This is a genomic window from Pseudovibrio denitrificans JCM 12308, from assembly GCF_001310815.1.
Taxonomy (GTDB): Bacteria; Pseudomonadota; Alphaproteobacteria; order Rhizobiales; family Stappiaceae; genus Pseudovibrio; species Pseudovibrio denitrificans.
In genome coordinates this window covers 218,823-240,215 of record NZ_BAZK01000005.1, presented here as the reverse complement: position 1 = coordinate 240,215, position 21,393 = coordinate 218,823, and the positions used below count along the sequence as shown (strand labels likewise).

27 protein-coding genes are annotated in these 21,393 nt (G+C 51.8%); 15 read left to right on the top strand and 12 right to left on the bottom strand.

Annotated elements, in window-relative coordinates:
* Window positions 1-21: 21 nt before the first annotated feature.
* The 4 genes from glpX to JCM12308_RS08225 all read right to left on the bottom strand — a co-directional run bounded on the left by glpX (window position 22) and on the right by JCM12308_RS08225 (window position 4,281).
* A complete protein-coding gene (gene glpX, locus JCM12308_RS08240) occupies window positions 22-1,017 on the bottom strand; it encodes a class II fructose-bisphosphatase (RefSeq protein WP_008547053.1) in 996 nt (331 codons plus the stop codon).
* A 46-nt stretch (window positions 1,018-1,063) separates the two neighbouring features.
* A complete protein-coding gene (locus JCM12308_RS08235) occupies window positions 1,064-2,389 on the bottom strand; it encodes a homoserine dehydrogenase (protein WP_008547003.1) in 1,326 nt (441 codons plus the stop codon).
* Between the two features lie 31 nt (window positions 2,390-2,420).
* Window positions 2,421-3,632 carry an LL-diaminopimelate aminotransferase gene (locus JCM12308_RS08230; protein WP_037035769.1) on the bottom strand — a complete coding sequence of 404 codons (1,212 nt, stop codon included), beginning with the start codon at window positions 3,630-3,632 and terminating at the stop codon, window positions 2,421-2,423.
* A gap of 319 nt (window positions 3,633-3,951) precedes the next feature.
* A complete protein-coding gene (locus JCM12308_RS08225) occupies window positions 3,952-4,281 on the bottom strand; it encodes a hypothetical protein (protein WP_208608995.1) in 330 nt (109 codons plus the stop codon).
* Window positions 4,282-4,820: 539 nt separating this feature from the next.
* Here JCM12308_RS08225 and JCM12308_RS08220 point away from each other — a divergent pair.
* Window positions 4,821-6,629 carry a PHA/PHB synthase family protein gene (locus JCM12308_RS08220; protein ID WP_054783409.1) on the top strand — a complete coding sequence of 603 codons (1,809 nt, stop codon included), beginning with the start codon at window positions 4,821-4,823 and terminating at the stop codon, window positions 6,627-6,629.
* A gap of 62 nt (window positions 6,630-6,691) precedes the next feature.
* A complete protein-coding gene (locus JCM12308_RS08215) occupies window positions 6,692-7,285 on the top strand; it encodes a DUF6653 family protein (RefSeq protein WP_208608994.1) in 594 nt (197 codons plus the stop codon).
* A 5-nt stretch (window positions 7,286-7,290) separates the two neighbouring features.
* Here JCM12308_RS08215 and JCM12308_RS08210 read toward each other — a convergent pair whose 3' ends face one another.
* The 4 genes from JCM12308_RS08210 to JCM12308_RS08195 form a co-directional block, all read right to left on the bottom strand.
* A complete protein-coding gene (locus JCM12308_RS08210) occupies window positions 7,291-8,157 on the bottom strand; it encodes an FkbM family methyltransferase (RefSeq protein WP_054783407.1) in 867 nt (288 codons plus the stop codon).
* Between the two features lie 190 nt (window positions 8,158-8,347).
* Window positions 8,348-8,824: a 30S ribosomal protein S9 gene (gene rpsI / locus JCM12308_RS08205; protein WP_008546672.1), complete on the bottom strand. Its 477-nt coding sequence runs from the start codon at window positions 8,822-8,824 to the stop codon at window positions 8,348-8,350.
* A 2-nt stretch (window positions 8,825-8,826) separates the two neighbouring features.
* Entirely contained in the window at window positions 8,827-9,291 is a 465-nt protein-coding gene (gene rplM, locus JCM12308_RS08200; RefSeq protein WP_037035767.1) for a 50S ribosomal protein L13, read from the bottom strand.
* A gap of 231 nt (window positions 9,292-9,522) precedes the next feature.
* Window positions 9,523-10,017 carry a hypothetical protein gene (locus tag JCM12308_RS08195; protein ID WP_054783406.1) on the bottom strand — a complete coding sequence of 165 codons (495 nt, stop codon included), beginning with the start codon at window positions 10,015-10,017 and terminating at the stop codon, window positions 9,523-9,525.
* Window positions 10,018-10,303: 286 nt separating this feature from the next.
* Here JCM12308_RS08195 and JCM12308_RS29405 point away from each other — a divergent pair, with 286 nt between their 5' ends.
* The 4 genes from JCM12308_RS29405 to JCM12308_RS29390 are packed head-to-tail and all read left to right on the top strand — an operon-like array spanning window position 10,304 to window position 12,412.
* Window positions 10,304-10,981, top strand: coding sequence for a hypothetical protein (locus JCM12308_RS29405; protein ID WP_208978384.1), 678 nt, complete (start codon window positions 10,304-10,306; stop codon window positions 10,979-10,981).
* Window positions 10,972-11,523 carry a hypothetical protein gene (locus JCM12308_RS29400; protein ID WP_208978383.1) on the top strand — a complete coding sequence of 184 codons (552 nt, stop codon included), beginning with the start codon at window positions 10,972-10,974 and terminating at the stop codon, window positions 11,521-11,523. Before JCM12308_RS29405 ends, JCM12308_RS29400 begins: the two co-directional genes overlap by 10 nt.
* 17 nt (window positions 11,524-11,540) lie before the next feature.
* A complete protein-coding gene (locus JCM12308_RS29395; RefSeq protein ID WP_208978382.1) occupies window positions 11,541-11,900 on the top strand; it encodes a leucine-rich repeat domain-containing protein in 360 nt (119 codons plus the stop codon).
* Window positions 11,876-12,412, top strand: a complete 537-nt coding sequence (locus JCM12308_RS29390; protein WP_208978381.1) for a leucine-rich repeat domain-containing protein — start codon at window positions 11,876-11,878, stop codon at window positions 12,410-12,412. The genes JCM12308_RS29395 and JCM12308_RS29390 overlap by 25 nt, the downstream gene beginning before the upstream one ends.
* A 41-nt stretch (window positions 12,413-12,453) precedes the next feature.
* Here JCM12308_RS29390 and JCM12308_RS28260 read toward each other — a convergent pair whose 3' ends face one another.
* Window positions 12,454-12,645 carry a hypothetical protein gene (locus tag JCM12308_RS28260; RefSeq protein ID WP_054783405.1) on the bottom strand — a complete coding sequence of 64 codons (192 nt, stop codon included), beginning with the start codon at window positions 12,643-12,645 and terminating at the stop codon, window positions 12,454-12,456.
* 202 nt (window positions 12,646-12,847) lie between these two features.
* Between JCM12308_RS28260 and JCM12308_RS29385 the strand changes: the two genes are divergently transcribed.
* From JCM12308_RS29385 to JCM12308_RS08170, 4 genes are read left to right on the top strand one after another with little or no spacing between them, the layout of a single operon-like run.
* A complete protein-coding gene (locus tag JCM12308_RS29385) occupies window positions 12,848-13,048 on the top strand; it encodes a hypothetical protein (protein ID WP_208978380.1) in 201 nt (66 codons plus the stop codon).
* 26 nt (window positions 13,049-13,074) lie between these two features.
* Complete coding sequence (locus JCM12308_RS08175) at window positions 13,075-13,707, top strand: GlxA family transcriptional regulator (protein WP_208978379.1); 633 nt, start codon at window positions 13,075-13,077, stop codon at window positions 13,705-13,707.
* The gene (locus tag JCM12308_RS31380; protein WP_244271852.1) at window positions 13,698-14,075 is read left to right on the top strand and encodes a hypothetical protein; all 378 of its coding nucleotides are present in this window, start codon (window positions 13,698-13,700) and stop codon (window positions 14,073-14,075) included. The genes JCM12308_RS08175 and JCM12308_RS31380 overlap by 10 nt, the downstream gene beginning before the upstream one ends.
* A complete protein-coding gene (locus JCM12308_RS08170; protein WP_054783404.1) occupies window positions 13,960-14,655 on the top strand; it encodes a DJ-1/PfpI family protein in 696 nt (231 codons plus the stop codon). Before JCM12308_RS31380 ends, JCM12308_RS08170 begins: the two co-directional genes overlap by 116 nt.
* Before the next feature lie 23 nt (window positions 14,656-14,678).
* On the opposite strand, the gene JCM12308_RS08165 is transcribed toward JCM12308_RS08170, so the two are convergent.
* Entirely contained in the window at window positions 14,679-15,137 is a 459-nt protein-coding gene (locus JCM12308_RS08165; protein ID WP_014286038.1) for a PaaI family thioesterase, read from the bottom strand.
* Window positions 15,138-15,324: 187 nt separating this feature from the next.
* On the opposite strand from JCM12308_RS08165, the gene JCM12308_RS08160 reads away from it, so the two are divergent.
* The 4 genes from JCM12308_RS08160 to JCM12308_RS08145 all read left to right on the top strand — a co-directional run bounded on the left by JCM12308_RS08160 (window position 15,325) and on the right by JCM12308_RS08145 (window position 18,685).
* Window positions 15,325-16,155 carry an enoyl-CoA hydratase gene (locus JCM12308_RS08160; protein ID WP_054783403.1) on the top strand — a complete coding sequence of 277 codons (831 nt, stop codon included), beginning with the start codon at window positions 15,325-15,327 and terminating at the stop codon, window positions 16,153-16,155.
* A gap of 23 nt (window positions 16,156-16,178) precedes the next feature.
* Window positions 16,179-16,634 carry a DUF3052 family protein gene (locus tag JCM12308_RS08155; RefSeq protein ID WP_054783402.1) on the top strand — a complete coding sequence of 152 codons (456 nt, stop codon included), beginning with the start codon at window positions 16,179-16,181 and terminating at the stop codon, window positions 16,632-16,634.
* Between the two features lie 7 nt (window positions 16,635-16,641).
* Window positions 16,642-17,082, top strand: a complete 441-nt coding sequence (locus tag JCM12308_RS08150) for a CoA-binding protein (RefSeq protein WP_054783401.1) — start codon at window positions 16,642-16,644, stop codon at window positions 17,080-17,082.
* A gap of 319 nt (window positions 17,083-17,401) precedes the next feature.
* Complete coding sequence (locus JCM12308_RS08145) at window positions 17,402-18,685, top strand: O-acetylhomoserine aminocarboxypropyltransferase (protein ID WP_054783400.1); 1,284 nt, start codon at window positions 17,402-17,404, stop codon at window positions 18,683-18,685.
* Window positions 18,686-18,818: 133 nt separating this feature from the next.
* Here the strand turns inward: JCM12308_RS08145 and JCM12308_RS08140 are convergent, their stop codons facing one another.
* Window positions 18,819-19,904: a COX15/CtaA family protein gene (locus JCM12308_RS08140; RefSeq protein WP_054783399.1), complete on the bottom strand. Its 1,086-nt coding sequence runs from the start codon at window positions 19,902-19,904 to the stop codon at window positions 18,819-18,821.
* 290 nt (window positions 19,905-20,194) lie between these two features.
* On the opposite strand from JCM12308_RS08140, the gene JCM12308_RS08135 reads away from it, so the two are divergent.
* A complete protein-coding gene (locus JCM12308_RS08135) occupies window positions 20,195-20,398 on the top strand; it encodes a DUF2842 domain-containing protein (protein ID WP_008546191.1) in 204 nt (67 codons plus the stop codon).
* Between the two features lie 15 nt (window positions 20,399-20,413).
* On the opposite strand, the gene JCM12308_RS08130 is transcribed toward JCM12308_RS08135, so the two are convergent.
* Entirely contained in the window at window positions 20,414-21,325 is a 912-nt protein-coding gene (locus tag JCM12308_RS08130) for a polysaccharide deacetylase family protein (RefSeq protein WP_208978378.1), read from the bottom strand.
* Window positions 21,326-21,393 lie beyond the last annotated feature (68 nt).

Below are 21,393 nucleotides of genomic sequence, written 5' to 3'. Positions count from 1 at the left end.
TAGCTCGGTGAAAGACCGAAATCAATCCAGATGGAACTTTTCCAACTGCGTATGCTTCGCTTCAATGAAACGAACCGTACCGGTCGTGGAGCGCATCACAACAGTGTGAGTGGTGATGTTGTCACGGCCTAGCTTCACACCCTTCAGGAAGTTACCAGTGGTCACACCGGTCGCAGCAAACAGAACGTCTCCGCCAGCCATTTCTTCCATGGTGTATTTGCGATTGATATCATCAATACCCATGCGACCTGCACGCTCAACCTGCTCTTCGCGGGTGATCACAAGACGGCCCTGCATCTGACCACCAATACAGCGCAGAGCTGCAGCAGCCAGAACACCTTCAGGTGCACCACCAATACCAACGTAAAGATCGATACCGGTCTCTTCAGGATCAGTGGTGTAGATGATGCCAGCAACGTCACCATCACCAATCAGGTAGATAGAAGCACCGGTTGCACGAATGTCGTCAATCAGCTTGGCATGACGCGGACGGTCCAGCACACAGACGGTCACGTCTTTAACGTCACAGCCTTTTGCTTTCGCAACAGCTGCAAGGTTTTCCTGAATTGGACGATCCAGATCGATGGTACCTTCAGGATATCCTGGGCCGATCGCGATCTTGTCCATGTAACTGTCAGGCGCGTTCAGCAAACCACCTTCCGGTGCCAGCGCGATAACAGCGATGGAGTTTGGCATGTTTTTCGCACAGATCGTGGTACCTTCTAGCGGATCCAGCGCGATATCAACCTTTGGCCCGTCTTTGGTGCCGACCTTTTCGCCAATGTAGAGCATCGGCGCTTCATCACGTTCCCCTTCACCAATCACGACGGTTCCGTCGATTGGCAGCTGGTTCAGTTCGCGGCGCATTGCGTCCACAGCAGCCTGGTCAGCTGCCTTTTCATCGCCCCGTCCACGAAGCCGCGCTGCAGATACAGCAGCACGTTCCGTAACACGTGCAAGTTCCAGTGTCAGAATACGGTCAAGAACGTCAGTTGCGTCCTGATGACTATCCGCCATTTAAACCTCTCGGGTGTCCTGTTTTCACGTTAAACGTGAGGAAGTTTTATTTCAGGTTCTCTATTCGTAACATCTGTGGCTTACCAGAGGTTACATTTTCAGCAGCAATTGCATCCAGAGCTTCGCGCACAGCCAGTTCAGTGGTCTCGTGCGTGATAAGGATAACACTTCGCGGTGCTGCAGGATCGCTTACACCATCCTTATCATTTCTGGAATGCGGTCCACGTTGGACAATAGACTCAAGTGAGATGCCTTTGTCCGCCATACAGCGCGCAATTGTGGCAAAAGTACCGGCAACATCCAAAACAGCCAGACGGATGTAATAACCACCTTCATGCGCTCGCATACGCGCTGGAACATATGTCTCCAGTGTTGTCGCAGACTGACTAAACACTGGCATAGAAACATTGCGGGCAATGTCGACAATATCAGAGATCACGGAGGACGCTGTCGCATCACCACCAGCACCCGGTCCAACCAGCACCACTTCGCCAACCGCGTCACCATCAACAGCAACAGCATTCAGCACACCATCAATGCGAGCGATCGCAGAGGACTTCGGTACCATGGTCGGATGAACACGCTGCTCAATGCCCGTATCCGTGCGCTGAGCAACACCCAGCAGCTTGATGCGGTAACCAAGCTCGTCCGCGGCGCGAATGTCAGCGGTGGTGATAGAAGTAATCCCTTCCACATAGATAGCATCCGCATTCACTTCGCAGCCAAACGCAAGGCTGGTCAGCAGAGCAAGCTTATGAGCGGTATCAAACCCTTCAATGTCGAAGGTCGGATCAGCTTCCGCATAACCAAGCCGCTGCGCATCAGCAAGACATTCTGCAAATGACAGTCCTTCACGTTCCATACGGGTGAGGATGTAGTTACACGTGCCGTTCATGATGCCGTAAACGCGGGAAACATCATTGCCCGCAAGGCTCTCACGCATGGTCTTGATGATTGGGATACCGCCGGCAGCAGCAGCCTCATAGTTCAGGCTCACGCCCTTGTCTTCAGCAAGACGGGAGAGCACAACAGCATGCTTGGCAAGCAATGCTTTGTTGGCTGTGACAACGTGTTTGCCGGTTTCCAAAGCGGTGCGAACACTCACCTCAGCCGGACCATCCTCGCCGCCAATCAGCTCTACAAAAACGTCAATCCCGTCGAACTTGGCAAGTTCAACGGGATCTTCAAACCAGGTCAATCCATCCAGATTAACACCACGATCTTTAGAGCGGCTGCGAGCACTCACAGCCACTACTTTGATAGGTCGGCCACATCGATTGGCAAGAACGTTCGCCTTAGCCTCGAGGATACGCACCAACGAAGCACCGACGGTTCCAAGACCAGCAACGCCAACTTTCAAAATATCAGTCATAAATACCCAGTATCTGTAGGTGGGCGGGCGCCTAAGCGCCCGATTTACTCAATTCCTTGGAATTGCTACCCGCGTCTTCAAAAAACTTTCGAATGCCACGTGCGGCCTGGCGGATACGCTGTTCGTTCTCAACCAGTCCGATACGTACAAAACCTTCACCGTGTTCACCAAAGCCGATTCCCGGAGCAACCGCCACATCTGCCTTTTCAATAAGCAGCTTGGAGAACTCCAAAGACCCTAGATGCTTGAACTGGTCTGGAATTGGAGCCCAGGCAAACATGGATGCTTCCGGAGCAGGAATATCCCAACCGGCGCGTCCAAAAGAGTCGATCAGCACATCACGGCGCTTCTTGTAGATCTCGCGCGTTTCACGAATGCAGTCGTCTGATCCGTTCAGCGCGGTCGCAGCAGCCACCTGAATTGGCGTGAACGCACCGTAATCCAGATAGGACTTCACACGAGCAAGAGCCGCAATCAGACGTTCATTACCAACTGCAAAGCCCATGCGCCACCCCGGCATGGAGAAGGTTTTGGACAAAGAGGTAAACTCAACAGCAATATCCTCTGCTCCTTCCACCTGAAGGATGCTTGGCGGAGGCACATCACCGAAGTAGATCTCAGAGTATGCCAGATCAGAAAGCACGTAGATCTCATGTTTGCGCGCAAACGCCACCACATCGCGGTAGAAGTCCAGATCAGCAACACTTGCTGTCGGGTTTGCAGGGAAGCAGAGAATAATTGCAATCGGCTTAGGAATGGAGTGAACCACTGCCCGCTCCAGCGCTTCAAAAAGCTCTGGTCCCGGAGTTGCCGGGATGGAACGCAGCGAACCACCTGCCATAAGGAAGCCGAAGGCATGAATTGGATAGGACGGATTAGGGACAAGCACCACATCACCCGGCGCGGTAATCGCCTGGGCCATATTGGCAAACCCTTCCTTGGAACCCAGTGTCGCAACAACCTGCGTGTCCGGGTTCAGCTTTACACCAAAGCGACGCTCATAATAGCCAGCCTGTGCCTTACGCAGTCCCGGAATCCCTTTGGATGCGGAATAGCGATGTGTGCGCGGATTCTGCACAGTCTCCACCAGCTTATCGACAATATGCTTCGGAGTAGGCAAATCAGGGTTGCCCATACCCATGTCGATAATATCGGCGCCTGCCGCTCGCGCTTTGGCTTTCAGACGATTGACCTGTTCAAAGACATATGGCGGGAGCCGGCGTGTCTTGTGAAAGTCGTCCATGACGCGAGCCTCACTTTCTTCAGTATTTAGCGTTTCAAGCTATATTTTGATTTCCATTCAAAACCGGCCACGAGTCATTAAGCCAAGTTTCCACGGCCTTTTAGCAGGTGCGAACATTTTTCGCATCATTCATGAGGCATAAACCCGACATTTTTTTAAAGTTTTCAAAGAAGACTGGAAACTTTAAATCCAACAAAAAAGCCGCAGGTTTCTGCGGCTTATGGTCGAATATGCGATTTCAACTTGAGAATTTAGACGGCTTTCCGCACAAAATGCACAACTAAAGGTGCATTCGCTAACTCCGCGAAAATGCGAAAGATTATTGCGTCTGCGCAGCCTGAGATTGTTGCGCTTGCTCACCAGCAATCTGTTTCAGCTGGTCGGCGCTGCTCTCAAAGGTGTTGCCAATGCCAGCTCTGCGCTTACTTTCAGAGGAAATTGCAAGCAGATTGGCTTCGGAAGCAGCCCGCTGTTCCGGCGAAAGCAGATCGCTGGAGACTTCAGGTGGAAGTTCAGCAATACCAGTCTGCTTGGTACCGTTGCCCTTCTCGATCGCTTCATACACCGTCAAAGATTCGCCAAATGCACAACCTCCAACAAAACCTGCCAGCACGACTGCGCTGCAAACTCGTTGAAACTTAAGCAACATCTGGAACCTCGCGTTTGATCCGTCTACTACACAACAGCAGAGCACTTAACTTTAATTAAAATGCACTTAGCAGTTGCGTCATCCGTAGTCCACATATATTACCCTGTTAACAACACATAGTTTATTACTCTAGGGCACTTCTTATTTACTGAATACAGAACACGATATACTCAAATCATAACCGATAAATATTAAGAAGAAATATCTCAAGAAATCAGAGTATTCCAAGTTTTCCTCAAGAGTTAAACATCTCCATAAAACTTAAGAATAACCCAAAACTTCTCACAGTTCCGTAAGATCACTTTACTTGCTAAATACCTACTAAGAATCCGCCTAAGGACTAAGACGGGCCACACTGATTTTCACGTGCCTGTCAAATTTCTTAGGGATATACTCATTATGCCGTTTTTGTAGGTTAAGAGACCGCCGATAACGCATGAGTGTATGCGGCATGTTTTTGAGTGCGGATAGCGGACACTGAATGTGGTTGGGTCTGGCGAGTATCTACCAGACACCTGATACGAGGACTGAGCAGGCAAATGACCGGTGAAGACACCAATCCAATGTTGCAGTACATCCTCAATAATCCTGAGGAATTTGCCAAAAACCTCTCTGAAATAGCCGAGAACGGCGGCAAGGCTCTGGCAGCCTATCTGGAACCCCGCGAAAAAGGCGAGGCAGCAACCGGAGGCACCGAAGAGCTCAACGCAGTGGTCAAGACCCTCGCCGAGGTCGGAAACTACTGGATGAAAGACCCTTCCCGCGCCATTGAAGCTCAGACGAAGCTCTGGTCCGGCTACATGAACATCTGGAATTCCACACTCAAGCGCATGGCAGGCGAAGACAGTGAGCCCATTGTTGCTCCATCCAATGCCGACAAGCGTTTTAAAGACAGTCAGTGGGACGACAACAACTTCTTCGACTTCATCAAGCAGATGTACCTGCAAACCAGCAACTGGGCCGAGGAGCTGGTGGAAGGCGCTGAAGATCTGGATGACCACACACGCCACAAGGCTGGCTTCTATGTGAAGCAGATCTCCAACGCCATGTCGCCGTCCAACTTCATCCTGACGAATCCGGAGTTGCTGCGCGAGACCATGTCCTCGAACGGCAGCAACCTCGTAAAAGGCATGAAGCTGCTGGCAGAAGACATAAAAGCTGGCCACGGCGACCTGCGAATCCGTCAGACCGATCCGGACAAATTCGAAGTTGGCGTCAACGTTGCCGTGACACCTGGTAAAATCGTCGAGCAAAACGACGTCTGCCAGCTGATCCAGTACACCCCGACCACTGACACAGTTCTGAAGCGGCCACTGCTGATCGTTCCGCCATGGATCAACAAGTACTACATCCTTGATCTCAATCAGGAAAAGTCATTCATCAGATGGGCAGTCGATCAGGGCCACACGGTCTTCGTCATTTCATGGATCAACCCGGATGAGAAGCAGGCACAAAAGAGCTTCGAGCACTATATGCGCGATGGAATCCTGAACTCACTGGAGCGCATTCGCAAAACCACCCAGCAGTCTACGGTCAATGCGATTGGCTACTGCGTTGGTGGCACCCTGCTTGCCGCCACCCTCGCCTATCTGGCAAGAATTGGCGAAGAAGACCGCATCTCCTCCGCAACCTTCCTCACCACACAAGTGGATTTCACCCATGCAGGTGACCTGAAGGTCTTTGTAGATGAAGAGCAGATCGAAATTCTCGAGCATCGCATGGGGCAGAAGGGCTATCTGGACGGCTCCAAGATGGCGACCGCCTTCAACATGCTGCGCTCCAATGACCTAATCTGGCCCTACGTGGTCAACAACTACCTCCGCGGCAAAGACCCGTTCCCGTTTGACCTGCTCTACTGGAATGCTGACAGCACCCGCATGCCAGCAGCCAATCATTCCTATTACCTGCGCAACTGCTATCACAAGAACGCACTTGCTGAAGGTGAGATGGAACTGGCCGGGGAAAAACTGGATCTAAGTGAAATTCAGATTCCAGTCTATAATCTGGCAACAAAAGAAGACCACATTGCTCCCGCAAAATCCGTCTTCAAAGGCTGCGGCTGTTTTGGTGGACCTGTTGAGTATGTACTGAGTGGCTCAGGCCATATCGCTGGCGTCGTCAACCCGCCATCCAAAGAGAAGTACCAGTACTGGACCGGCAACAAACCGGAAGGCTCTCTGGATGATTGGATGCAGAACGCATCTGAAACAGCGGGCTCATGGTGGCCACACTGGCAAAAATGGATTACATCTCAGGATGATAATCGGGTAAAAGCACGCAAGCCGGGCGCACGCCGTACAAAAATATTGGAAGACGCACCAGGCAGTTATGTTAAGGTGCGCATATAACGAGAACACGCAGTGAGTCTGTCTGAAGCCACGCTGTTCTCATGGAATGAATGGAGGACAACGTGGCAGGCGATCCTAAGCTTTCGCAGATGCAACCGCAGAAAATCGGCGGATGGGATCCTAGACACGTTCGTCACCTGAACACCCAAAGTGCTGCACTAACACGCCTGAACAAGCCCAAAAGCTTGCTTGTTCGAGCCCTTGTCCTGCCTGCCTTGCTCGCACCGCTCTGGTATCAGCCCACCCTTGGCTGGTTCTGGGCAGTCGCATTATCCGTTGCAGCAGTTGCATGGGTCTGGATCATTCCACCCTTTGGCAAAAAGAACGTTGGCGCACAAACCTGGGCGCAAAAGGCTATTCTGGGTGAACGCATGTGGCTCAACCGCATGTTCGTTCCGATTCCAGCACCCTACCACCAGAAAGCCCTCGCGCTCCTGGTCGTCGGCCTGATCGCAGTTGGCCTGGCCATCTGGGCAGCAGCAACCAACAACCTGCCTCTCATGCTCACCGGCGGCATCATCGCCTATCTCGCCAAGTTCACCTCACTCTTTGTGATGGTGAAAATCTTCGAGCATATGAAGAACGCCCACCCACTCTACAAAAGTTGGCGCAACGTACCGGTCAACGACAACAGCCTGAAAGCGAAAGCCGGCTGAACCAGCTAAATCAGCAAAGGTTCATCGGCATCTTCCGCGGCCTCAGCCGCTAGCGCAACCCGTTCATCATGCCCCACTCGAACGAACCAATAGTCGATACCTGAAAACTCCGGCTGCACCACTTCATATCCAGAAGCAGACAGAAACTTGATCAACGCATCCTGCTGCGCAGATCTGTGATTATGTTCAATGCAGAGAAAGTCAAACGTTCGGCGCGAGAAGTCGATCCCCTTCAGAACCTCCAGCTCGCTCCCTTCCGTGTCGATGGAAATGAATGGGATATGATCCGGAACCCCATGCGCGATCAAGACATCCTCAGTCTGCGCAATCGGCACCTCAATCTCACGCCCTGACTTATCGCCCACCTGCACCACTGAGGCCATTCCCGAGTACTCAGGCGTATCAGCACAAAAGAACTTCAGCGATCCTCCCCCTGAACTCCAGGCAGCCCGCTTATCCAGAAGAGCATCACGCGCAGCACCAATACGCTCCCAGCAATCCGGATTAGGCTCCACCAGCAGACCAGACCACCCAAGCGCCTTCTCAAACAGAAAGCTGTTGGAGAGATGCGTTCCATCTCCAACACCAATCTCAACAAAGTAGCCCGACTTTTGCTCGTACTGCGGAAACAGCTTGAGAAAATGAAGCTCCTGAAAACGCTGAGCACGGCTGTGAAGGAAATACTGCTCTGCCAAACGAGCAAGCTGCGAATCATGCAGCCCCAACTGCAGAACCTCTCCAAGCCGGAGCATATTGGAAAAGTCTTTGTGTTCCTTGAGATAAAGAACCCTGAGAGCCATCAGATTCTTTTTGTCCAGCCATAAAGCCAGACGAGCAAGTGTCCCGCTTCGCTTATGCGGTGCCAATGCCATCAAGAATGCTGAGAGAAACTTTCGCAACCACTGGACCACCGCAGAACTCCGCCGCTGTTTTCATCCAACGTGGCAGCTAACGACGCCCGCAACAACTCCGCAATCTCAGTAGCCGCAAAGCATAGGCCAGACACAAAAAAGGGCCGCCAAATGGCAGCCCTTTCCGTAAAACTGTTTCCAGTATCGCGTATTAGCGCTTGGAGAACTGGAAGGAACGACGAGCTTTACGCTTACCGTACTTCTTACGTTCAACAACACGGCTATCGCGAGTAAGGAAGCCTTCTTTCTTGAGCACAGCGCGCAGCTCTGGCTCATAGAAAGTCAGTGCTTTGGAGATGCCGTGACGAACAGCACCAGCCTGACCGGAAAGACCACCACCAGCAACGGTAACGTTGATGTCGTACTGACCATCACGCTCGGTGAGCATGATTGGCTGACGCAGGATCAGCTGAAGTACTGGACGAGCGAAGTACTCGTTGTACTCTTTGCCGTTCACAACGATTTTGCCGGTGCCTGGCTTGATCCATACACGTGCGATAGCGTCTTTACGCTTACCGGTTGCGTACGCACGGCCTTGTGCGTCGAGCTTCTGAACATGTACAGGAGCTTCGTTCTCAGCAGGGGCGATTGCGCCGCCCAGTTCCTCAAGGGACTGTAGCTCAGACATAATTAACCCCTCTTCGCATTTTTAGGATTCATGGCTTTAACGTCTACCACTTCTGGAGACTGGCCATCATGCGGATGCTCTGCAGAAGCATAAACACGCAGGTTACGCAGCTGCGCACGGGAAAGAGGACCACCTGGCATCATGCGCTGAACAGCTTTTTCCAGAACGCGCTCTGGGAAACGGCCTTCGATCAGCTGACGTGCAGTGCGCTCTTTGATACCGCCAGGGTAACCAGTGTGCCAGTAGTACTTCTTGCTCTGGTATTTTTTACCAGTCAGTACAACTTTATCAGCGTTGATGATGATTACGTTGTCACCATCGTCGATGTGCGGGGTGTAGGTCGGCTTGTGCTTGCCGCGCAGACGGTTTGCGATGAATGCTGCCAGACGGCCAACAACAACGCCTTCTGCGTCGATCAAGATCCACTTCTTGTCGACCTCAGCCACTTTAGTGGAATGAGTCTTCATAAGATCTACCGTAGTTTTGACGGTTAAAATTCTTGGGAGAAATGCGTTCAGGCCCGAAAGAGCAGCTAAACGTGATAGCTCCGTGTAGGAACGGGTAGATACGCGAGGTTGCGCACCGCGTCAAGAGCAAAAAATTACACACTCGAGCAAATTAATCAATAAAATCAATACGATACAAAATAGGTATTATAATACCACACTTTTTCCGCATGAATCTGAAGATTCTGGAGCTCAGGAAACTCCGGCAGCACGCGCAGCAGTCAAAATAAGGTCATCAACTTGCAACTCATAGAAGACCCAGTTGGCACTATAACAGCTGACATAATAGCCAACGCCAGCAAGGGCCACACGATATTCGCGCAAATTGATCGGAGTGAAGTGGGTTGGGTAAAAGAACCGCCACCGGCTACGGGTCAAACGGGTCGTCAACGTCGCATTCGCCAGAAGCAGATTGAAGAACACCAAACTCACAAAAACGATCGGATCACCAATAAACGAGGTGTCCTGATAGAACATGGTTTCCCGGAACTCGGCAAACACCCGTGGCTCACTGGCCACGTACAGATCGAAGAAGGCTGGTACAGCCAGTATCAGAAGGATGTTCAGTGCAAGAAAGCTGATATAGCCAATCGTGGCGAGCAAGGAACCGAACCGCAGCGGCACCAAAAGGAAATCAAAGATGAAACCGAAAAACGCACGATAGAACACCAGCCCGCTCCCACTCATGCCGTCTTCCTCAGGTCTCCCCTCCTTCAAAAAACGGCCTTTGGCTTTAGTCCCTGAATTTTAAGTGGCTTTTTGCTTTTGGATCAACCAGCAATTCAACTTTCAGGCAAATTTAATTCAAAAAATTCAATAAGCTGAGAGTTTTAGGCACTTCAACGCAGTGCACTTTTATGGAGCATATGTCTCCTGCATTGGATAACATGGGAAGAACACATTTCCATGCGGTAATCATCGAATCGATTACTCAATCCAAGATTGTTTTTTTCAAACAAGTGTTTTCCTGAATATGCGCCTCTCTCTATTTTCCTTCATGGCGGCCTTAAGCGCCACCTCTGCCTTCGCCCAAACACCTCCACTTCAGATCATTATCGAAGCAGATAAGATCCATCCTGAAGTCGCAACGGCAACAATCACGCTCCCAGCCGAGCAAGAGATCACACTGCTTGCATCACGCACGCAGTCTCAACCAAGCGATACCAACGCACTGCAACTCATATGCGATGGAGTTGAAGTCCTTGAACCGTACGGGCGAGCGCTTGCATGCAGAAAGCTGCAATGGAACGTCACCTTTCAAAATCCGCGTGAGACTCCACTAGCTGTAGCAAACCAGCAAAACCTCTATTCCCCTCAAGGATGGTGGAGCATCACGGAATGGGATGACATTCCTCGCCTCGAAAGCAATTCGACGGTGGAAGTTTGCGGCAAAGTCCAAGGGGCTGAAACCACACTTAAATGCGCGGCTCTCCCAACAGCAAATGAACCACCACTCATCCTCTCTTGGGGTGATGCTGCAAAGACTTTAAGAACCAATCAGACCACCCTGACGCTCTACAAAGACGATCCGACAGAAGCTCTAAAAGCCGACAACCTCCCTGCCCTTCAAAACAACTTGAGTATCTGCAAAGCATCCTTGGCGCTTCGGCGTTACCGGAACAGAACATTGATCTGGTGTGGGTGGCCATAGACAAGAAGCTGGGACAAATCGCTGGTGCAGCTGGCAAACAGGCATTTCTGGCCAACGTCGCCACAAGCGAGGGAAAAGCATCTCCAGAGGACATCGCCAAGCTTCATTGGGTTTCCGCCCATGAACTGTTTCACCTGTTGACTACCACACCATATCCGCTCTGGATCTCAGAGAGCCTTGCCCAGTATTACGGCTACAAATCACTCAAAATGGCAGGTATCCACTCTGAAAGCCCCATGGATCAATGGCAGGTTTTCAAAGAGCGTTTTCCGCATGCCGCAACAGGCTTGTATGAAGCACACCAGAAAGTCACAGGCGACAACGATCCAAGCTACTACCCTCTGTTTTACGTCAAAGGAGCCGCGTTCTGGCAAGCAGTTGATGAGGAGCTTCAGAAGCAAGGAACAGCATTAGATCAGCTCATGACAACATTTGAGGAGCAGCAGCTCTCTCACGAGTTACCTCAGTCCCTGCTCAACGCACTCAAGCAATCCATTTCAGAAGAACGCCTTAAGGAACTACAACAGCAGTTCCTTCTGTAAAAACGACCGGTAACGTGATGATAAAAGACAAACTCGATTTTCTGCCGTTAGATACCATCCGACACCGGAAAGATGGTGAACCATGCGCAGTTGCTAAAGGCGGCAAACTCACAGATTTGGCCCTGACGAAGTGCGGGCTAACCGCAGTTCCCAGCGAAGTCTTCACGCACAAGGCGCTGGAAAGTCTTTATCTCGGCGAGAATGCTCTCTCAGAAGTGCCCAGCGAATTCTCACGGCTAACCAGTCTCAAAGAACTCTACATCTACGGCTGCAAACTCCACCGACTACCGGACACACTCACTCAGTTGAGCCAACTTCAGATTCTGGACCTTAGTCACCAACACTCGAATGCTTGCCATCCACCATCGGCGCTCTGAAGCAACTGCGTGTGCTTTACGCCAGCAACACTGTCATGACAGAGCTACCCAACAGAATCGGAGAACTGGCTGCACTTGAGTATTTTGGGTGTACAGACAACAACATCCGCCAGCTTCCTGACAGCATTGACCAGTTAAAGAACCTCCAGGAGCTTCGTCTCTATGGCAACGGCTTGAAGGAGCTTCCGCAGACATTCAGCAAGCTTTCAGGTTTACGAGAGGCCTATCTGCGCAACAACGCACTCACCAAACTGCCGCCCAACATGAGTGAGCTGAAGCAGTTGGAAATTCTGGATTTACGCAACAATAAAATCAACCGGTTGCCAGAAGACATCGGAGGCCTCTCCAACCTCTACCAACTAGATCTGCGCGCAAACCCACTTGAAGAGCTGCCCAACTCAATGAAGAACCTGACAAACTTGCGCAAACTGGATCTACGCTGGACACGCCTGACACAAGAACCAGACTGGTTCCGTGATCTACGTGCTCAAGGCACACTGATCTATCTTTAGCCCCTTAAAAACAAAGGTAGCGATGCCTCTCACCTATCTTATCATAGGGAATGCACCGCTATCTCATCATCATCCTGTCCGTTCTGCTGGTTGGCATCTGGAACGCACAAGCGCAGGAAAGCAAGTTTCGCAAACGGCCCCGCAGCCTGTTCAAACAACCGGATTGCTACTGCACCAACCGCGGCAAACGCATAGAACTCGGCGACTTCTCCTCCTGTACGTCGATGGCACATCCTACCTCGCCCAATGCCAAATGGCCCTCAACAATCCCATGTGGCGCAAAATACAGGACGGCTGCCCAACAACACGGCTGGAGACCAAACAGCAGACTTCTGAGAGCCTGCTAAAGGCCGAGAGCAACTAACGAAACGAACTGGCAGAAAATGAGGGATCGTTGTCATTGTGCCAACGCACACCTCGTTTATAGTAAGTGTCATGCAAAAGACACCGACAGCCACCTCACACACCTCAGGAACGCACAATACACCTAAGCTCGTTCTTATGGTGGTCTTCGACGGCGCCATTGCTACAGATATCGCAGGACCGTTAGATATCTTTGCCTCTGCCTCACTTATGAAAAACGAGCAGCTTCCCACCTACCAAGTTGAAATCGTTTCTTTGCATGGAGCCTTGTAACCACCTGGCCCACAAACATTCAGATGATGAGTAAGCCTTTCAGTGAGTTCGAGAACAAAGCAATCGATACGCTTCTGATAGCTGGTGGTGCACACAAGTCATCAGTCATCGAAAATCAGCCGCTCATTGACAGTATCCGGGAGGCAGCTCAAAGAGCCCGACGTATTGCATCAATCTGCACCGGAACCTTTGCTTTAGCGCAGGCAGGGTTACTTGATGAAAGATCCGCAACCACACACTGGAATTGGGCCGAACAGCTTCAGGAGCGCTACCCGAAGATAAAGGTGCAGCCCGACGCAATCTATAAGAAGGACGGTAAGCTCTATAGCTCCGCTGGCATGACCGCAGGCATCGACCTTGCGCTCGCACTGACTGAGGAAGATCTAGGGCGGGAGACTGCACTCAAAATTGCGCAGTATTCTGTCATGTTCTTAAAACGCCCGGGCGGGCAATCGCAGTTCAGCTCCGTCTTGTCCTACCAGAAAAGCGATGATGCACGCATGATCGCACTTCAGGAGTGGATACTCGCCAATTTGCAACAAAATCTCTCAGTCGATCGCATGGCAGAGTTCTTGAACATGGCACCCAGAACGTTTGCCCGTTTTTTCAAGCAAAATGTAGCACCTCACCGGCCAAATATGTTGAAGAGATGCGCCTGAACACGGCGCGCCAATACATCGAGAACCCGCAAACATCAATAAATGAGGTTGTCAGGCGCTGTGGCTTTGAGAATGGCGAGAAAATGCGCCGCAGCTTCATACGCAACTTAGGCATCAGCCTCAGGATTACCGCAACAGATTCTGTAGCAGCCAACTCTAAAACACCAACAACGAAGGCATTGATGAAACCTGGAGCTTCTCCGGGAATGGATCACTGCGCCCTGATCACTAAACAAACAGAGAGGAACCCTCATGAAAAAGCTAAAAACAGGTCTCTTCCTTTATCCCGGCATGACCATGCTGGATGCCTACGGGCCCCTTCAATTCCTGGCGTTTGTAAGAGGTTTAGAGACCTTTACGTTTGCTGAAAGCAGCGCCCCTCTGCCCTGCGATGCAGGTATCCAGCTAATGCCTGATTATAGTTTTGAAGACTGCCCGGATATTGATATTCTTCTTGTTCCCGGTGCTGGAAATCCACTTGAGCAGATGCAAAATTCGCGCGTTCTGGAGCACCTGCGCCACGTCGGCGAAAATGCACAGTACATCACATCTGTCTGCTCAGGGGCGTTGATACTGGCAGAAGCTGGCTTACTGGATGGATACGAAGCAGCAACCCATTGGGCCTATCGGGAAACCCTGGAAAAACTGGCTGATGTTACAGTCGTCAACAAACGCGTTTCAGTTGACAGAAATCGTATCACTGGTGGAGGCGTGACTGCGGGAATAGATTTTGCCCTATCTCTCACAGCTGAACTGTTCGGGCCTGAAGAAGCACAGCTTCTGCAGTTGATGTTTGAGTACCACCCCAAACCACCTTTCAACTCCGGCTCACCGGAAACCGCCAGCGCAGAAGCTGTAAAAATAGCCAGACACGAGATCGCTTCTATTGCACCCGATCTGATGCAGTATGCTGAAGAGCGAAGTATCGCGAGAACGCTAACAGCGTAAACTCGCTCAACACAGTGTGTCCCTTACCCCTTAAATGAGGCCGGTGGGATGGAATAGGTTGCGGTGGCGTGTGCAATCAGGTCATCGCTGCCTTCGCGGATGATTTCGCAATCCATAACCACAAGGCGTTTGCCACCTTTCAGGATACGGCACGTGGCGATCATATCGCCCGCCTCAGCTTTGCGCAGGAAGTTGATGTTGATGTTGGTGGTCACCGCAAGCGCGTGCAGGCCCATGTTGCCAAGCAGCACCACATAGGCGGCATAATCCACCAGCGCCATCAAGGATGGGCCGGAAACAGTCCCGCCCGGACGCAGATGAACATCCCCTGCCTTCAACCTGACAATCGCTTTTCCCGGTAGAATTTCGTCGATGAAATATGCGCGCCCCAGCGCATGCATCTGCGGGAATGCCTTGTCCAGAAATTCCGTCAATTCTGCCGGACTAAACTTAACAGCAGGCGCCGCCACCTCACTGGTCATGAAGTCCCTCCTCCTCATGCAAGCCGACATACTGATATATGAGACTGCGATTTACCAGCTGAACAAAAGTTCTAAACCGTTGCGCTAGGCTCAAGTTTTGTTCACTCTGTGATTTAACACTTAATCAAGGCCAGATAGCCTGCTAAAGGCATCTCAACGACTAATTTAAGCACGATGGAGATCCACCATGTCTGACGCAGACACCGCAAAAGATCAGAGCGAAGCAGAGCGCCCAATGCTCGGCAAACTGCTGCACAATGGTGTTCAGCGTATCGTCATGCAGCGCCCGGAGCGTATGAACGCACTGTCCATGGCCATGATGAACGAGCTTTGCGCTGCCTTGGACGAAGCAGCAGCCAACCCGGAAGTTCGCGTTGTCCTGCTCGGCGCAGAAGGCAAGGTGTTCTGTGCAGGCCACGACCTGAAAGAACTGACCGCAGCTCGCGCGGAAGCCGACGGTGGCAAAGCTTTCTACCAGCAGACATTCGATCAGTGCGCTGAACTGATGCAGAAGATTGTGAACCTGCCAAAGCCAGTCATCGCTGTCGTCACGGGCGTTGCCACGGCTGCTGGCTGTCAGCTCGTCGCCTCTTGCGACCTTGCTCTGGCACTCGACACCGCCACCTTCTGCACCCCTGGCGTCAACATCGGCCTCTTCTGCTCCACACCAATGGTTGCCCTCACCCGCAACATTGGCCGCAAGCAGGCGATGGAAATGCTGCTGACCGGTGAAAGCATTGATGCCTCCACTGCTAAAGAGTACGGCCTGATCAACCGCGTGGTACAGGCAGACTATCTGGAAGTTGTGGTGCAGAAGTATGCTGAAGTCATCAGCTCCAAATCTGCCCTGACAATCAAAACCGGCAAGGAAGCCTTCTACAAACAGGCAGATATGCCACTGGCAGAAGCTTATGCTTACACCTCAAAGGTCATGGCGGAAAATATGCTGGCCAATGATGCAGAAGAAGGCATCAGCGCATTCCTGCAAAAGCGCACACCGGAATGGAAAGACAGCTGATCAGCCAATAAGGAGCGACAAGCATGGCAGCCGGGTATTCGAAAAGATCACTAGCCCAAAAACTAGGTCTGAAACCCGGCATGCACTGTTGGTGGCACAACATGCCACAGAGCGTTTCCGATGAAATTACCGCAGGAGTTGACGATCTGGTCCTCCTACCCACTCTGGAAACCGGCGTAAGCACTGCCCATATCTTTGTAACAGGTCAAAGCGAACTGTCAGATCTGCTGGGTAAGCTGCGCATGAAACTGGATGCAGACGGCATGATCTGGGTGTCATGGCCTAAGAAAGCATCCAAAGTCCCCTCTGAGGTGACAGAAGATACAGTAAGAGAAATTTGCTTGCCTATGGGGCTGGTCGACATCAAGGTCTGCGCCGTTGATGCAGTCTGGTCCGGTCTCAAACTTGTCATTCGCAAGGAGCTGCGTACCGAACATCGGCAAAGGCAGCAGGCAGCCAAAGAAATTGCAGAGAGTTGATAAGAACATGAACCACGATCACTATTCCGACGATTACATTCAGAACATTCTGGAAAGTACCAAGACAATTGCGTTGGTCGGCGCCAGCAACAAGCCGGAGCGTGCCAGCTTCCGCGTGCTGGGCTACTTGTTGGAGCAAGGCTACACCGTCTACCCAATCAATCCAGGACAGGCAGGCACTGAAATCGCAGGCGCTAAAGTATACGCATCCTTGAACGACTTGCCTGAAGCCGTCGACATGATTGATGTCTTCCGTAACTCAGAAGCTGCTGGCGGCGTCATCGATGAGGCCATCGCACTGCCAACACCTCCCAAAGCCATCTGGCTTCAGCTGGGGGTGAGAAACGACGACGCAGCTGCACGGGCAGAAGAAAAGGGAATCAAAGTGGTTATGGACCGCTGCCCAAAGATCGAAATCCCGCGCCTGGCATCTGTTGCAGCCAGCTAAACATGCATTTTATGCGCTCTCGGCTCCTTACACCTGAGAGCGCATTGCACTTCTTAGAATGATTTTCCAATCCCTCACCACTAAAGCAAACAGAATTTCAAGCATCAGATAGCCGTCCTATTGCTTGAGCTTTCTGCAAGAGTGAAGCGCGCTCATCTTTCCCTTCTGCGCTTGCCAACCTGCGGTTGCCCCCTCATAGTTCCTAGCGGGAAATTATATAAATTTCAGCAGAGAATGACGCGCCTGTTCCAAGGGTTTGCATGCCATGCACCTTGCGCAGCACCGCTCCATCCTGCAAGCGCATTGAAAGGACTGCCTCATGAGCGAGAACACCCCAGGCTTTGATACCCTTGCAATTCACGCAGGCGCGAAACCAGACCCAACCACAGGCGCACGCGCAACACCAATCTATCAAACCACGTCATTCGTGTTTGATGATGTAGACCACGCGGCTTCCCTGTTCGGCCTTCAGGCGTTCGGCAACATCTACACCCGCATCACCAACCCAACCACAGCAGTGCTTGAAGAGCGCGTCGCAACGCTGGAGGGCGGCACAGCAGCTCTGGCAGTGGCATCCGGCCATGCGGCACAGCTCCTCACCTTCCACGCGCTCATGACACCGGGCTGCAACATCGTTGCCTCCAAGCGCATGTACGGCGGCACCATCAACCAGCTCAACCATTCCTTCAAGAGCTTTGGCTGGGACGTGAAGTGGGCGGAAGGTCTGGATGGACAGAGCTTTGCAGATCAGATCGACGAAAACACCCGCGCTGTGTTCATTGAAAGTGTCGCCAACCCGGGTGGCGTGGTCATGGACATTGAGGGCATCTCAGCCGTTGCCAAAGAAGCTGGCGTCCCGCTGATCGTCGACAACACCATGGCAACGCCATATCTCTGCCAGCCAATCAAGCACGGCGCAGACATCGTGCTCCACTCCCTGACCAAGTTTATGGGCGGTCATGGCAACTCCATGGGCGGTGCAATTGTTGATGCAGGCACTTTTGATTGGGCAGCCTCCGGCAAGTATCCAATGCTGACCGAGCCGCGCCCTGAATACAACGACATGCGCCTCTTCGAGACCTTCGGTAGCATCGCCTTCGCAATCTGCTGCCGCGTCCTCGGCCTGCGCGATCTTGGCCCTGCAATCTCACCGCAGAACGCCTTCATGCTGATCACTGGCATCGAAACGCTGGCCCTGCGCATGCAAAAACATTCTGACAACGCGCTGAAGGTCGCCGAGTTCCTGCAAAGCCATCCAGCCGTCAGCTGGGTCTCCTACGCTGGCCTCGCAAACGATCCATTCTATCAGGCACATCAGAAATACTGCCCGAAGGGCGCAGGCGCTGTCTTCACCTTTGGCCTGAAAGGCGGATACGAAGCAGGCGTAGAGCTGGTGAAAGGTCTGGAATTGTTCTCTCACCTTGCCAACATCGGCGACACCCGCTCACTGGTCATCCACCCAGCTTCAACCACCCACCGCCAACTTTCTGACGAACAGAAAACAGCAGCAGGGGCTGGTCCGGACGTGGTCCGCGTCTCCATCGGCATTGAAGATGCTGCAGACATCATCGCAGATCTGAAACAGGCACTTGAGAACGCATAATCCTCAAATAAGTCAAAGACTTGAGATTGAAAAATGAATCAATCTCCAAGCTTTAGCTCAAAAGCAAGAAAGGCGCCCTTAAAGGCGCCTTTTTCGATTCTACATCAATCACTTACTCCAGAAACCGGAATCACTATCTGAGCGCAGCTTCCTTTTCCCGGCGCAGCAGGCAAACCTGCTCAACAGCCAGCGCAAGAACAATCAGCGCCATGGCCTGATGTGCCAATGCGCGATCCATTGGAACCATGCCAAGCAGTGTTACGACACCGAGGAAAACCTGAATGACAATCGCAACCATCAACCAGCTGGCATTCTGCTTCAATGCGGCATCCCGGTTCCCACGCATCAGATAAAAGCTCTGCAGGAACACAGCCACAACCAACAGGTAGGCAATCATGCGATGCTGGAACTGCACCATCATCACATTCTCAAAGAAGTTGGTCCACCAAGGAGACATGATGAACAGACCGGACGGGATAATCTGCCCATCCATCAGCGGCCATGTGTTGAAGGTCAGGCCCGCATTCAGGCCAGCCACCAATGCCCCAAGGAACAGCTGGAAGAGCACCAGAGCAACCAGACCATACGCCCCCATCAGGCCGTCACCAAACACATCCCAGCCATCACGCTTTAACTCAGGACGTCGCTTGAGAACGCCAGCAAGGTAATAGAGATAGGCGAACAGAATACACGCCACACTCAAATGCACGGCGAGACGATACTGGCTCACATCAACCCGGTTCACCAGCCCTGAAGCCACCATCCACCAGCCAATCGCACCTTGCAAACCGCCCAGCAGAAACGCGATCACAAGCCGTGGTTTCAACCAGGAACTGACCTGTCCGCGTGCCCAGAACCACACCAATGGAATGAAGAAGAACAGGCCAATCACACGGCCCAGCAGGCGATGCCCCCACTCCCACCAGAAAATGCCTTTGAACTCATCAAGTGTCATCCCCTCATTGAGAACTTTGTACTGAGGGATCTGCTTATACTTCTCAAACTCCTCCTCCCACTCAGCTGCATTCAGAGGCGGAATAGCACCGTGAATTGGCTTCCATTCTGTGATGGAAAGGCCGGAATCCGTCAGACGGGTCGCCCCACCAACAACAACCATGGCCAAAATCAAAAAGCAGATGAACAGCAACCACACGCGAATTTGCCTGCGGTTGGATAGGTCTTGAGCGGAAAGATCTGAAGTGTAGAACGGAGTAGACATGACACCTATTCGAAGAGCTTGTTTGCCCCTATATATGTCAGATCCGCAGCCAAATCAGGAAAAATACGCAGATCCTCACAGCAGTCTAGACAAATTACCTAGAATTTTCAGGCGAAAGCAGGCCACTCAATAGCGCAGCGCTGTCATAGGCTTAGAGGCTCAACAGTAGGATCTGATCAGCGAGACTTGCAATTTGTCAGCAAGATCCTCTTGAAAAATATATGCATTTTGAACTATGGCTTGCGCGGAAAAGAAAAGCCCAATGCAATGAGGCTTTCAAGGAGAACTATATGGCTTCGCCAGTGCGCCGCTTCATCGGTATGATTTTTCTGGTCACATTTGTGGTCGTCTATGTCTTCGTCGCCATGGTGATTGGTGATCTGACAATGGCAGACAAACACTGGTCCCTTAAGCTGATCTTCTTCGCAATCGCTGGCCTGATCTGGGTTATCCCGGCAGGCATGATCATCAGCTGGACCTATAAGAAGCGCTAGGTTTTCTAGCGCTCGTTACCTCTGCAGCCAGGACCCTACGCGTTTCACCGCGTGATAAGCCGCAAAGGCTGCCCCGGTCAGGTACACATCAACCATCCTCTGGTTTTGATGCAATCCATTTAGCGAGACCCGTGGCAAATGATAGGGCCGCTCCAGATTCTTCGCAGAGAGCGTTCCAGGCTGCGTTGTAACAGCCGCCGCAAACCCAAGTTCCTCCGCCACAGCTTCACACCGTCGGTCAACCGCCTCTGCAAACCCATAAGGGTAAGCCAACATAGTCGGTCTCTTGCTAAGTCGCGCAACCATTTCCTGCTGCCCGGCCTCTATATGCTGCCGGATCTCTTCCTCAGTTGAAAGCCGTGCCAACATCGGATGAGTATCCGTATGAGCACCCAGGCTCACTAGAGGGTCCTGAGCAAGCTCTTTCAGCTCATCAAAGGAAAGAATAAGTTCCCGACACAGAGCTCGCCAATCGTGGCCGTATCGCTCCGCAGCTTCCCGAACAACATCCCTTTGAGCCGTCTCAGGCACTTCGCTAATTAACATGCAGCGTGAAGCTTCAAAAGCAGCTTCTTTCAACTCAATTGACGAACAATCATAGGTAAACTGCCGCTCACCATATCGCAGAGTAACACTTGCGTTCTCAGCAATGAGTTGCTCCAGAATGATCCACCAAAGCTCTGAATTATGGTTGCTGTACTCACTGCTGATGAAGATTGTGAAAGGGACACCCAGTTCCTTCAGGATTGGGTAAGCCACGTCACGATTGTCTTTGTAGCCATCATCAAACGTCAGAACAGCAAACCTGGAGGCAGACTTCTCACTTGCCCGAAGCCGCTCAAGCGCAACATCCAATGATACAAACTCGTATCCAGAAGCCCGCACCTGTTTGACGGTATCACGAAGAAACTCAGGCGTGATTTCCAAGAGTTTATTGGGCTGAAAAGCACGATCCGATGCGGGCAGCACGCGGTGCAGCGTAAAAATAACACCAT

Excerpts from the sequence above, each read along its gene's own strand:
- JCM12308_RS31380 (WP_244271852.1), top strand. The coding sequence starts at position 13,698 with ATGCGCCTGAACACGGCGCGCCAATACATCGAGAACCCGCAAACATCA.
- JCM12308_RS08195 (WP_054783406.1), bottom strand. The coding sequence starts at position 10,017 with ATGAGTGGGAGCGGGCTGGTGTTCTATCGTGCGTTTTTCGGTTTCATC.
- rpsI (WP_008546672.1), bottom strand. The coding sequence starts at position 8,824 with ATGTCTGAGCTACAGTCCCTTGAGGAACTGGGCGGCGCAATCGCCCCT.
- JCM12308_RS08175 (WP_208978379.1), top strand. The coding sequence starts at position 13,075 with ATGAGTAAGCCTTTCAGTGAGTTCGAGAACAAAGCAATCGATACGCTT.
- rplM (WP_037035767.1), bottom strand. The coding sequence starts at position 9,291 with ATGAAGACTCATTCCACTAAAGTGGCTGAGGTCGACAAGAAGTGGATC.
- JCM12308_RS08135 (WP_008546191.1), top strand. The coding sequence starts at position 20,195 with ATGGCTTCGCCAGTGCGCCGCTTCATCGGTATGATTTTTCTGGTCACA.
- JCM12308_RS08170 (WP_054783404.1), top strand. The coding sequence starts at position 13,960 with ATGAAAAAGCTAAAAACAGGTCTCTTCCTTTATCCCGGCATGACCATG.
- glpX (WP_008547053.1), bottom strand. The coding sequence starts at position 1,017 with ATGGCGGATAGTCATCAGGACGCAACTGACGTTCTTGACCGTATTCTG.
- JCM12308_RS08220 (WP_054783409.1), top strand. The coding sequence starts at position 4,821 with ATGACCGGTGAAGACACCAATCCAATGTTGCAGTACATCCTCAATAAT.
- JCM12308_RS08235 (WP_008547003.1), bottom strand. The coding sequence starts at position 2,389 with ATGACTGATATTTTGAAAGTTGGCGTTGCTGGTCTTGGAACCGTCGGT.
- JCM12308_RS29405 (WP_208978384.1), top strand. The coding sequence starts at position 10,304 with ATGCGCCTCTCTCTATTTTCCTTCATGGCGGCCTTAAGCGCCACCTCT.
- JCM12308_RS08230 (WP_037035769.1), bottom strand. The coding sequence starts at position 3,632 with ATGGACGACTTTCACAAGACACGCCGGCTCCCGCCATATGTCTTTGAA.
- JCM12308_RS08165 (WP_014286038.1), bottom strand. The coding sequence starts at position 15,137 with ATGACCAGTGAGGTGGCGGCGCCTGCTGTTAAGTTTAGTCCGGCAGAA.
- JCM12308_RS08160 (WP_054783403.1), top strand. The coding sequence starts at position 15,325 with ATGTCTGACGCAGACACCGCAAAAGATCAGAGCGAAGCAGAGCGCCCA.
- JCM12308_RS08140 (WP_054783399.1), bottom strand. The coding sequence starts at position 19,904 with ATGTCTACTCCGTTCTACACTTCAGATCTTTCCGCTCAAGACCTATCC.
- JCM12308_RS28260 (WP_054783405.1), bottom strand. The coding sequence starts at position 12,645 with ATGTGCCATCGACGTACAGGAGGAGAAGTCGCCGAGTTCTATGCGTTT.
- JCM12308_RS29395 (WP_208978382.1), top strand. The coding sequence starts at position 11,541 with ATGATAAAAGACAAACTCGATTTTCTGCCGTTAGATACCATCCGACAC.
- JCM12308_RS08155 (WP_054783402.1), top strand. The coding sequence starts at position 16,179 with ATGGCAGCCGGGTATTCGAAAAGATCACTAGCCCAAAAACTAGGTCTG.
- JCM12308_RS29385 (WP_208978380.1), top strand. The coding sequence starts at position 12,848 with ATGCAAAAGACACCGACAGCCACCTCACACACCTCAGGAACGCACAAT.
- JCM12308_RS08150 (WP_054783401.1), top strand. The coding sequence starts at position 16,642 with ATGAACCACGATCACTATTCCGACGATTACATTCAGAACATTCTGGAA.
- JCM12308_RS08225 (WP_208608995.1), bottom strand. The coding sequence starts at position 4,281 with ATGTTGCTTAAGTTTCAACGAGTTTGCAGCGCAGTCGTGCTGGCAGGT.
- JCM12308_RS08145 (WP_054783400.1), top strand. The coding sequence starts at position 17,402 with ATGAGCGAGAACACCCCAGGCTTTGATACCCTTGCAATTCACGCAGGC.
- JCM12308_RS08210 (WP_054783407.1), bottom strand. The coding sequence starts at position 8,157 with ATGGCATTGGCACCGCATAAGCGAAGCGGGACACTTGCTCGTCTGGCT.